Source organism: Agromyces aureus, assembly GCF_001660485.1.
GTDB lineage: Bacteria > Actinomycetota > Actinomycetes > Actinomycetales > Microbacteriaceae > Agromyces > Agromyces aureus.
Map to the genome: position 1 here is coordinate 2,453,988 of NZ_CP013979.1, position 11,510 is coordinate 2,465,497.

The following is an 11,510-nucleotide window of genomic DNA, read 5'->3' on the forward strand; positions in this document are numbered from 1 at the left end:
CGTTCAAGTGCTAGCCGCGGACGCGTCTACGAAGGTCCGGAGCACTCACCATTGGTCGCTCCTCACCAATGCACCCCTGGGATCCTCGGCTGAGGGTGTCTCGTTCGCGTGGGTGGCGGCGGAGCGCAACTCGGTCAGTGCATCGCGGAGCGCGGCTCGGCTGCTGATCCCGAGTTTCGGGAATACACGGTACAGATGGCCGCTCACCGTGCGTGCGGAGAGGAAGAGTCGTTCGCCGATCTGCTTGTTGCTCAACCCGCTCGCCGCGAGTTTCGCGACCTCCGCCTCCTGGGGAGTCAGTTCCATCGCGCCCTGGGCGTACAACTGGCGGCGTGTCTGACCCGTCGCCTGCAGTGCGGAATTTGCGCGGTCCTCCCAGGGAGCTGCGCCCAACGCACCGAAGATGCCGGCAGCACGCGCCAGGTGCGGTCGTGCTCGACGCATCTCCCGATGATGGCGGAGCCTGTCGCCGTAGGCGAGTTCTACACGCGCAAGGTGGAATGGCCATAAAGACGCCTGTTGCGCAGCGAGCACCGTCTCGAACGCGTGCTCGTACGTCTCGTCGGGCGCCACGTACGCTGCCGCGGCATCGCGAAGAAACCGCAGTCTCGGCGACGTCGCCGCGAGATTCAGATCGTCGACTGCCTGGACATGGCGACGAGCCTCCTCCAGTCGGCCCGAGCCAACGCAGGCCTCGACGACATCCATCATGGTCCACATCGTCACCTGCTCGTGGGGGGGAAACGTACCGGGCCGGGCGATCTTCAGGTATTCGTTGTACGCGTCTCCCGAGCGACCCTCGCCGAGCGCCAGCAGTCCGTCCACGTTGGCGATGAAGGTGGTGACCGCCCGCGCCCGACGTGGAACCGCCCAGGTACGCATGCGCTCATGCGCTTCGATCAGGAATGCCGTGTCTCCCCTCCCCGCCGCCACGAGCATCCGAGGGTTCATCCCACCCCACTGAATCGCCTTCAGCCCGTGTTCCTCGCACAGTGCAATGCTCTCGTCGGCGAGTCGTTCGGCGTCATCCCACCGGCCTTCGAAGAACGCGTCGGCTGCGAGCAGGATCAGGCAGGTCGCGCCCGCCGCGACCGGTCCGCCGGCCCTGGCAGCATCGACGACCCGTTCGACCGCCCGCTTCGGCAGCCGGTTCACGTAGTGTCCCGCGATCGCCACCTGAAGCACCCGAGCCGGGTTGGTGTCCTCTTCAGTGAGCTCAACGATGCGGTCCAGCTCGCTGAGTTCGCTAGGCGTGGACCTCGCAGGGTCTGCGAAGGTGCTGGCACTCAGGGCGAGCGCGCGCGGGAGGTCTGCCGAGTATCGGCGCGCCACCTGATCGAAGCTCTCCCATAGCTCGTGCCGACCCCCGAACGCACACACGAAGAGCATCGTGGTCACCGCAGCTTCCACGGCTCGAGGGTCGAGCTCATCCACCGGCGTGGATTCGAGCGCTGCCACGAGCATGCGATGGGCGGAGTCCACGCCACCTTCGCTATTGGCGAGATGGGATGCCGCGGCAACCGCACTCTGCAGGGTGCTCGCGGCGTCGGGATTCGACAGTCGCGCTCGCTGGAGCATGGCTTGTGCGCCGACCAGACGGCCGGTGATATGCGATCCGAGATACGCGGCTTCTGCCAGCCGGCGTGCACGGTGCGCCGGATCGCTCGTGAGTTCTGCAGCCCGAACGGTCACCGTGATCGCTTGGATCACGTCTCCTCGCTCGAGCGCTCGGACAGCGGATGAATCCAGGTCCAGCGCAGCACCGTCGTCGAATCCGATCAAGGACTCGGCCCGATGGATCGCCCTCAGGTACGGATCGTTCGACAACTCCGCCAGTCGCTCGTGCGCTGCCCTTCGTTGTGGGGCCGACGCCATCTCGACGATCGCCGCACGTGTCAGGGGATGTCGAAATCTCAAGACTCGGCCGTCGCTCGACACTCGCACCAAGCCCGACGACTCGGCTTCGACCAATTCCCGTTCGGCCTCCGCGATGAGCGGTGCGAACGCTGCCTCGTCGATGCCGTCGAGCGCGGCCATCAGGAGGAGCTCGCGTGCGGCAGGAGGAAGCACCTCGACCCGACTCGCGAAGAGTCGTCGAAGGCGCTCCGTCAACGGGATCGATTCCGTCAGCATCTCGGTTCCGATCTCCTGCTCAGGAGTCAGTCCTCGAGGGAGTTCGACCAGGGCCAGCGGATTGCCAGCTGAGAGCTCATGGATGCGTCGCCGGACCGACGGGTGCAGGTAGGGCGTGTGCTCCCGCAGCAACGCCTCGGATTCAGACATCGAGAGGGGCGCGAGCTGGAGTTCGACGACGCGCTCGCCGTCGAGCGATGAGTCCTCCCCAGTCCGTCGGGAGAAGATCGCCGCAACGCTCAAGCCCTCGAGCCGCCGAGTGACCATGCTCAGAATGCGTGCGGTCGCGCGATCCGTCCATTGCAGGTCGTCGAAGACGATCACGACCGGTCTCTCCGTGGCGAGCTGGCGCAGCCACTGCACCAGGCTCATCGTCAGCATGATCTGGTCCGGTGGATCTCCCACCTCCATTCCGATGGCCGTGCTCAAAGCCCGACGATGTGGTTCGCCGACATCATCGAGCGTGTGGATGACGGGCATCATGAGCTGGTGCAGCCCACCGAAGCCGAGCCCCGCCTCGAACTCGAAGCCGCCACCGCGCAGGTGCAGCGCATCGAAGTCGCGGACAGCCCTCCGGACGGCTTCATTCAGCAACGCTGTCTTGCCGACACCCGGCTCCCCGGTGATGACCAGCGCGCCGCCGTGCCGAACAGATTGTCTGAAGAAGTCCGCCAGTTGGTCGAGCTCACGCTCTCTGCCGCGGAGTTGCCCTGCCGTATCTGATGTCCGTTGGGGATCGGCGTTGCTTTGGGCATCGTGTGCACGGTCTGCATCGGTCGCGTGTGATGGTTCCATGGTCGACAACTCCCGGGTGGGACGAATAGGAGACCATCCCAGCGTTCACCTCAGCTCTGTTCCACGAATCCGTCACGGCATCCGTGGACCCCCAGCGTCTAACCCCGGTGCGCGGCCGCAACGACCCGGGGTCCCCCGGGCCACGCCCTAGGAGGGCGAGATCTGCGTCGACCGGTTAATGCTCACGCTGCCGCGAGTCTGCTGAGGGCCGACATGGACGGCACGAAGAACACGCCACCGGTGACCGGCCGGGAGAAGTCGAGGAGCCGGTCGTGACATCCGCGTGGTTCGCCGACGAACATGCGCTCGAGCATCCGCTCCGTCACCCAGAGCCGGCGGCTGTACCCGACGAAGTAGGTTCCGTATTCGCCAGCCGCCGGCGATCCGAATGGCATGTTGTCACGGAGGATGTCGTGCTCGCCGTCCTCGTCCTTGACGGTGGCAAGACTCTTGTGGGACTTCTGCGTCGTGGTCGAGCCTCCGAGCTCGACGTTGTCGGCCTTGGAGCGTCCCATGATCTGTTCCTGCTGCTCCGTCGTCAGCGCGTGCCACGCCTCCATGTCATGCACGTACTTCTGGGTGACGACGTAGCTTCCTCCAGCCGCGCCGGGGTCCTCGTCGCCCACGATGGTGGCATCGGCGAGCTCTTCACCGTCCGGGTTGGCGGTGCCGTCGACGAATCCGAGCAGGTCGCGAACGTCGAAGTAGCGGAATCCGACGGTCTCGTCCGCGACGCGCACAGCCGATCCGAATTGAGCGAGGAGCTGTCGCTCGAATTCGAAGCACAGGTCCTGCCGGTCGGCTCGGATGTGGAAGAAGAGGTCGCCGGGTGTGGAGACGGCGCTGTGGACGTCCCCGGCAACCGGGATGAAGGGATGCAGCTCGCGCGGACGTTCCGTGCGCATCACGCGTTCCCAGACAACGCTGCCCAGACCGACGGTGCATGCGAACGACGCGGTGAGGTCTCGGAACGCCACGTTCTTGCTGATGTCGGCGACACTGCTCAGCACGGATCTCACCGTCTCGATGGCCGTCGGTTCGTCGACGACCTCCAGCACGAGGAAGATGGCGCTTCGGGTGAGGGGCGTGTCCACCCGTTGCGCGTCATACGGCAGACGCCGGTCCTGTCCGTTCACGACAACGCTCCCGCCCGACCGATGTGTTGGTCCTCGTGGTCACACATCACCATAGGTGCACCGATGCGGGACCAGTCAGATGACTCGATTTCCCATGCCGTGGATGCGCCGTGACCTCGAGTCATTGGGCTGAGGATACCGAGCGCTGTCGGGCGCGATCGTCGACGTGGAAGGAAGGAGCGACGATCATGCGACGGATGTACTCGAAGGACAGGCTCTGGGCGGGTCTCCTCTCGACGAGTGGGCCTCAGGGTGGCGTCATCCGGGTTCCCGACCTCTTCGCCGGGATCGACTGGTGGCACAGCACTGCAGGGTTTCAGGTCCGCGCTCGTGGCCGGTTCGGAGATCTCGACGTCGCACTGGGCGGCACCAGGAGTGGTACGACCCTGCTGATCGTCGGAGGTCCAGGGGCACTGGAGTGCCCATCATGTGAGCTGGACGACCGTATCCTCGACGCGGCCGCTATGACGGTCATCGACCCTTGGGGGAATGTCGCGGCGATCGCCGTGACGACTGCGCATCATGGCGCCGCGGCATGACCGAGCCGATTCCCGGCGGTCGACGGCGACTCGGGGTACTCCTGATCTGCTGTCTCGGGCTGTTGCTCGTCTCGATCGACAACACCATCGTGAACGTGGCGCTCCCGCAGTTGCGCACCGATCTGGACGCCACCCTGCAGAGTCTGCAGTGGGTCGTCGGCGGCTACGTCCTCGCGTTGGGAAGCGGACTTCTCCTCGCGAGTTCGCTGGCCGACCGACTCGGGCGAAAGCGTGTCTTCCTCACGGGCGTCGCGACGTTCACACTCTTCTCCGCGCTCTCATCAGTGGCGCCGGACGAAGGCCTCCTCGTTGCGTTTCGATGTGCGCAAGGGGTCGGCGGCGCGATGATGACGCCCGTCGCCCTCGCGATCATCGCGAGCATCTACACGGGGCCGGCCGAGCGTGCTCGGGCGATCGGTTTGTGGGGGGCGGTGAGCGGCATCGGCATCGCCATCGGCCCACTCCTCGGCGGTCTCCTGGTCGACGGCCTCGGCTGGCGGGCGGTGTTCTGGATCAACGTGCCGATCGGCATCCTGACCTTCGTACTCACGGCGATATACGTTCCGGAGTCTCGAAGTCCGACGCCGAGATCGCTCGACCCCATCGGACAGGTATTCGTGATCGGACTGCTCGGCTTCAGTGCATACGGGATCATCCAGGCGCCGGTGAGCGGAATCAGCCTCGACATCATCGGTGCGTTCGTGCTCGCTGGAGCCAGCTTCGCGGGCCTCATGCTCTGGGAACCGCGTCGGCGGGAGCCCCTGGTCGACCTGCGGACATTCCGCGACGGACTCTTCACGAAATCGTTCCTCATCGCGACTGTGGCATTCTTCGCGTTCGCGGGCCTCCTGTTCGCGAACACCTTCTATCTGCAGGATGTCCGCGGCCTGAGCCCGACGGCGGCCGGACTCGTCACGCTAGCACTCGCCGTAGCCGTCATCCTCACCGGTCCCCTTTCGGGACGTCTGGTCGCGGCGGGAAGAACGAGACTCGCGCTCGGTGCCAGTGGGGCGGTCATCGGCATCGCGGGTGTCCTTCTCATCGCGACGGCCGGAATGCCCGTGTGGTTCATCACCATCCCGCTCCTGCTCTTCGGCGCCGGCTTCGCACTCCTGAACGACCCGATCAATGTCGCGGCCGTATCCGAGATGCCGTCTGCCCAGGCGGCAGTGGGAGCCGGGATCATGTCGACTGCGAAACAAGTAGGTCAACTGCTCGGCGTCAGCGTGATCGGGGCCGTGCTCGCCACCACCCAGACCACGACGGCGGCATCACCCCCCTCCGAGCCGACCGCGACCGCGATCATGAGCGGGATGCTCATCGTGGCGGGCCTCGTGATCGGCCTCATCGCCGCGACCATGCCCAAACGGCTGACCGATCATTCCTCGAGTCATCCGTCCCTTGCTGCGAAGGCTCGCTCGGTGATGAGCTCTCGTGAGAAGTCGATCAGGAGGAACACACCGTGACGAACCAGGACAACGTGCAGGTGCGACGGATCTACGAGTCGCCGCTTCCAACCGATGGAACACGAGTGCTCGTCGACCGCCTCTGGCCGCGAGGGGTCAGCAAGGAGTCGGCGCACCTCGACGCGTGGGACCGGACCATCGCACCGTCGACTGCCCTTCGAAAGTGGTACGGCCACGCTCCCGAGCGCTACGAAGAATTCGCCTCCAGGTATCGGTTGGAGCTGCAGGATCCCGAACGCGCGCAACGACTCGTGGACCTCCGACGCCTCGCTCGGTCCGGCCCGCTCACACTCCTCACGGCGGCGAAGCGATCCGACATCAGTGAAGCGACCGTCATCGCGCAGGTGCTCGGGGAAAGCCCGGTCGAACTCTCGACACCGTGGCGATGACTCACTGCACGTCGCGTGCTGCATGAGTGAACGAGTCATTTGTCGCTAGGACGACCCGGTGCAGTTCCAAAAGATGAGTCGTACTGGACTGCTGGGCAGTCACCGGTCCCGGACGGGGCCGGTTCCGCAACTGAAAGTGAGCATCCCATGTCGCACCACCTCGACTCCCCCCTTGCACGTCAAGACGTTCGCCTGGACATCACCGACCTGTATGTCTTCCGAGGCGAGACCGGAACAGTTCTGGCCATCAACGTATGCCACTCCCTCGGCGGGGGCGTGCCGGAGGTGGGGTTCCATCCGGAGGGGATGTACGAGATCAAGATCGACCTGAACGACGACTCCGTCGAAGATCTCACGTATCGCTTCCAGTTCGGATTCCGCACGGCGGGCGGTTCGCAGCACTTCCTCGTACACCGACTCGATGGGGCGGAAGCCGCGCACGCGTTCGCCGAGGGAACGCTGGTCGCGATGGGCGAAACCGACACCCCTGCCAGTGGCACTGACGGGATCCGCGTTTGGACCGGGAAAGCGGGCGACCCGTTCTGGATCGACCCGACGATGCTGCATGCCGTCGGCCACGCCGTTCAGGACGGCGCCTCGGTGGATCTCGGGGACTGGACCCCTGCGCAGGCGATGAATGCCTTCGCCGGTCACAGCGTCTACGCCATCGTCCTCGAGATTCCCGACCAGATTCTGAACTCCGACGTCGCTGGAGAGCACCGTATCGGTGTCTGGGCCGTTTCCAGTTTGCGGACCGACGCAGGCGGATGGCGGTCGATCAATCGCATCGGACTCCCGATGTTGCACCCCCTGTTCGCCCAGGTCGACGAGCAACTCGGCGAGGAGCTCAATGCCGGGCGCCCGCTCGATGATCCGGCGACCTTCGGTGCGCTGCTCGGGAAGAAGATCGCCGGGTTCGCTCGCGCCTATGGCACGACGGCAGATCCTGCCGCGCACGGCGCACGGTTCGTCGGCCGGTTCCTGCCGAACATCCTCCCGTACACCGTGGGAACTCCGGCAGAGTTCGGCTTCGTCGACATCAACGGACGCGCACTCACCGACAACGCAGCCGATGTGATGTTCACGATCGCAGCCAACACGCCGATCACGATGGCGATCGGCCCGGAGTCGGTCACCGAGAAGCCATCCGCCGCGTTCCCGTACGTTCCCGCCGTCCCGGCTGGGCGCTGACGCCATGTCGCATGGCAACGATCAGTCCGGAACATCGACGGTGCCAGCCGAGCGGCCACGCATCGAAGTGAGTCGTCGGCGAGCAGTACTCTCCGCTGCGGGGATCGTCGGCACGATCGTGCTCCTGCACGTGGTCGGCCTGGCCCTGCTCCTCACGACCCCAGATGAGGCCGGCCGTCTCGCGACGGGAACCGCCATCGGCGTCGGCCTCACTGCCTACACGCTCGGACTGAGACACGCATTCGACGCAGACCACATCGCCGCGATCGACAACACCACACGCAAGCTCATGAGCGATGGTCGCCCGACGATCTCGGTCGGGTTCTGGTTCTCCCTCGGGCACTCCACCGTGGTCCTTGGACTCGTCGTCCTGCTTGCTCTCGGAGTCAACGCCGTGGCTGGACCACTGGCGAATGAGGATTCCGCACTGCAGCAGTTCACCGGCGTGTTCGGCACCACGGTGTCGGGGCTCTTCCTCTACGCCATCGCCGCGATGAACATCGTCCTCCTGGTCTCGACCTGGAGGACGTACCGTCGCGCGACCTCGGCCGCAGGTGACGAGATCCTTCAGACGACCGGAGCGCCCCCGAGAGGCCCCATGAGCAAGGTCTTCGGTAAGCCGATGAACGCGATCAGGACGCCTGGGCAGATGTACCCGCTCGGTGTGCTCTTCGGATTCGGCTTCGATACGGCCACCGAGGTGGGTCTACTGGTCCTGGCGACGACGAACGCCGTCGCCGGCGTGCCGTGGTACTCGCTTCTGGCGCTCCCGATCCTGTTCGCCGCCGGGATGTCGCTCCTGGACACCGCGGATGGAGCGGTCATGCGCTACGCCTACGGCTGGGCCTTCGCGGCCCCGGCCCGGAAGCTCGGCTACAACCTGACCATCACCGGACTCTCCGTCGTCATCGCGCTTGTCGTCGGCACGACCCAACTGCTCGCGATGACCGGCGATCGATTCCATCTCGCGGGATGGCCATGGGAGTTCGCGTCCAGCATCGACCTCAACGCGGTCGGGTTCGGCATCGTCGGGCTGCTGGTGATCGTCTGGGTCGTCGCGCTTGCGACGTCGCGTCGCGCTCTCCGCCGGCGCCTCGCGGCCGATCAGGTCACGAATCGGCGGATGCGGCGACGAGTTGATGTCGAGACGTGATGTTCAGCTTGCTGAACACCCGAGTGAGGTGATACTCCACCGTTCGGGGACTCAAGAACATCCGCGTGGCCACTTCGCTGTTCGTGAGCCCTTGCGCCGCGAGCTGGGCGATCTGCGTCTCTTGCGGGGTGAGGCTAACGGCGGCGCCAGCGCGTTTCGAGCGCGGCGTGGCGCCGGCCGCCCTCAGTTCGTGAGCCGCGCGATCAGCGAATCCGGACGCGCCCATCGCCGCGAACAGCTGGTGGGCCTCCTGGAGGTATGCGCGCGCGTCCTTCAGACGCCTTTGACGGCGCAGCCACTCCCCGTACACGAGTGTCGCCCGAGCGAAGTCCAGGCGGCCGGGTGAGAGCGAGAGCAATCTGCGCGATTCACGGTAGTGCTCCTCCGCCTCTCGATCGGTGCTGAGCAGCGCCCTCGATCGGTGATAGATGCCGAGACCCCAGGCAGTGTCGTAGGGCACCGTGACGGCTTCGAACTGCGCCAGCTCTTCGCTGGCGTCGATGTTCTCCTGCCTGCTCGCGGCCTCGATGTATTCGACGAGTGCCCAGTTCGTTGCGGAGTGCAGTGGGTTGTGCATCGTCCTCGCGCGCCGGGCCCATCCGAAGGCCGTCTCGTATCTCCGCCTGCTGTTGTCCAGGACGGCGGCACCCCAGTACGCGATCGCGACGGCGCTGCCGTCCGCACGTTCCTGCGCGTCCGCGGTGGTCCACCGGACCAGCGCGTCGAGTTCCTCGTCGCGTCCTTGAAGTGCGGCAATTCCGACCTCCGCAGAGGGATTCATGCGCCCGCCGGTCGCCGACGTGATCGCGGCCAACTCGTGGACGGCATCGAGGGCAGCGGGGAACTCACCGCGGAAGAGATGAGCGTATGCCCGTGTGGTGAGCGCAATGGGAAGTTCGTTGTAGTCTCCCGCTGCGCGGGCGAGCAGAAGGTGACGGTTCGATACCGTGTCCCACGTGTCGTAGTCCCACGCGGCGAGTGAAGCGATCGTGGCATGCCACAACCAGTGGAGATGGGTCCGCTCGTCAGGTACCTCTCGCCTGAATGCGACGACGACCTCCTGCATCTTCCGCCTCGAAGCGGGGGTCCCCTCGGTGATCACCCGGGTCATGGCATCGAGGAGCATGTGCGCCGGCCGGTCGCCTGGCTGCACACCCGAGGCGAGCCACCGCTCAGCCACCTGCGTGACATCGGTCGTGGCGAGGGAGGCGCCGAACATGGCTGCGGAGAACGCCTCGAAGTACGCCTCACGGGAGGCGTGGACGCTGACCGACGACAACTGCTCGGCCGCGTCGAGCAGGAGCGCCACCGCGGCTCCGCTGCGCTCGCGCACGAAGGCGACTCTCGCGGCGGTGAGTGTCGCCTCTGCGCGGAGCGACGCATGCAACTGGTCCGAGGATGCCGCGGCGATATCACGGGACGCGAGATCGTATTGCCCGGCGGCGAGTTCGGCCTGCGAGATCCGCAGGAGCCACGACGACCGACGGTGCTCGTCGGAGCTGATCTCGACGGCTTGGCGGTAGAGCGCGGCTGCCGCCGCGTTGCCACCGCGAGCCTGCATGCGTCCCGCTGCATCGGCCAGTGCGCTCGCGGCATTCTCGTCGGTGCCGTCCACCGCTCGAGCACGGTGCCACGCATTCAGATCAGGATCGGCCTCATCTGCATCGACGGCAGCCAGCGCCGCATGCACGGCCCGCAGCGCCTCTGGCGCCGCGGTCCGGTAGACGGCCGATCTGACCAGCGGATGGATGAAGCGGATCGGCGCTTCCGACATGCAGAGTCCCGCCTCGACGGCGGGCTCCACCGCCTCCGGCCGGACCCCGAGCGCTGCTGCCGCGGCGAGAATGATGCGGGGTTCTGCTGACGGCTCAGCAGCGGCGACGAGAAGTAACTGCTGAGTTTCGTCGGGGAGGAGGTGCAGGCGCTCGCCGTACTGTTCTTCCAGTCGACTGGGATTCGCCGCCGAGTCGGTGAGGATGATCCCGGTGGAGAGTTCGGCTGGGCTGAGGGTCCGAGTGGCCTCAACGATCGCCAGCGGATTACCGTCCGCCTCCTCGAGGATCCGGTCCATCGCGCGTGGATCGATCGGCCCCGGGGTGAGCGACGAAAGCAGCATCTCGGCGTCCTGCCGTCCGAGTCCTTGCACGATCACGGACGGGACCCCGTCGAAGGCAGCGCCATCGTTTGGCGTTCGCAGTGCGAAAACGATGCCCACCGATTCGACGTCCAACCGCCTCGCGACGAATCCAAGCACCCGGGCGGAGGCCTCGTCGAGCCATTGCGCGTCATCCACGATGCAGACGATGGGACCGGCCCGAGAAGCTTCAGAGAGCAGCCCGAGGGTCGCGAGCCCAACAAGGAACGGGTTGGGAACTGGGCCCGACCGCTGCCCGAATGTGATCTCGAGCGCGTCCCTCTGGGGTGCCGGAAGCAACCCCATGGCGTCAACGAGCGGGCGGCAGAGTTGATGCAAGGCAGCGTGGACGAGTTCGACCTCGGACTGGACGCCGGTGACGCTCAGCACCTGCATCCCGTCGGCCTGCTTCGCAAGGTAGTCGAGCAGGGTGCTCTTCCCGACACCCGCGCCGCCAGCGAGGAGGAGTGTCGAGCTGTGGCCGTCGCGGATGCTCGTGATGAGGCCATCTATCCGGGTTCGTTCCCAGTGCCGGGCAAGCACCGGGCCAGTCTACGTGGGGATGCGGCGCACG

At 66.0% G+C, this 11,510-nt stretch carries 7 protein-coding genes; 4 read left to right on the forward strand and 3 right to left on the reverse strand.

Annotation, left to right across the window (positions count from 1 at the left end; all coding sequences use genetic code 11):
- Positions 1-45 precede the first annotated feature (45 nt).
- Both ATC03_RS10935 and ATC03_RS10945 read right to left on the reverse strand, forming a co-directional pair.
- A complete protein-coding gene (locus ATC03_RS10935; protein WP_074401017.1) occupies positions 46-2,928 on the reverse strand; it encodes a helix-turn-helix transcriptional regulator in 2,883 nt (960 codons plus the stop codon).
- A 182-nt stretch (positions 2,929-3,110) separates the two neighbouring features.
- A complete protein-coding gene (locus ATC03_RS10945) occupies positions 3,111-4,064 on the reverse strand; it encodes a Dyp-type peroxidase (protein WP_067876811.1) in 954 nt (317 codons plus the stop codon).
- Positions 4,065-4,599: 535 nt separating this feature from the next.
- On the opposite strand from ATC03_RS10945, the gene ATC03_RS10955 reads away from it, so the two are divergent.
- The 4 genes from ATC03_RS10955 (at position 4,600) to ATC03_RS10970 (ending at position 8,802) form a co-directional block, all read left to right on the forward strand.
- Positions 4,600-6,069 carry an MFS transporter gene (locus ATC03_RS10955; RefSeq protein ID WP_067876816.1) on the forward strand — a complete coding sequence of 490 codons (1,470 nt, stop codon included), beginning with the start codon at positions 4,600-4,602 and terminating at the stop codon, positions 6,067-6,069.
- Complete coding sequence (locus tag ATC03_RS10960) at positions 6,066-6,458, forward strand: DUF488 domain-containing protein (protein ID WP_067876820.1); 393 nt, start codon at positions 6,066-6,068, stop codon at positions 6,456-6,458. Before ATC03_RS10955 ends, ATC03_RS10960 begins: the two co-directional genes overlap by 4 nt.
- Before the next feature lie 147 nt (positions 6,459-6,605).
- The gene (locus ATC03_RS10965) at positions 6,606-7,649 is read left to right on the forward strand and encodes a DUF4331 family protein (protein ID WP_067876823.1); all 1,044 of its coding nucleotides are present in this window, start codon (positions 6,606-6,608) and stop codon (positions 7,647-7,649) included.
- Between the two features lie 118 nt (positions 7,650-7,767).
- The gene (locus tag ATC03_RS10970; protein WP_161490336.1) at positions 7,768-8,802 is read left to right on the forward strand and encodes a HoxN/HupN/NixA family nickel/cobalt transporter; all 1,035 of its coding nucleotides are present in this window, start codon (positions 7,768-7,770) and stop codon (positions 8,800-8,802) included.
- Here the strand turns inward: ATC03_RS10970 and ATC03_RS10975 are convergent.
- Positions 8,759-11,479, reverse strand: coding sequence for an ATP-binding protein (locus tag ATC03_RS10975; RefSeq protein WP_067876829.1), 2,721 nt, complete (start codon positions 11,477-11,479; stop codon positions 8,759-8,761). The two genes, ATC03_RS10970 and ATC03_RS10975, sit on opposite strands and share 44 nt — an antisense overlap.
- Positions 11,480-11,510: the final 31 nt, after the last annotated feature.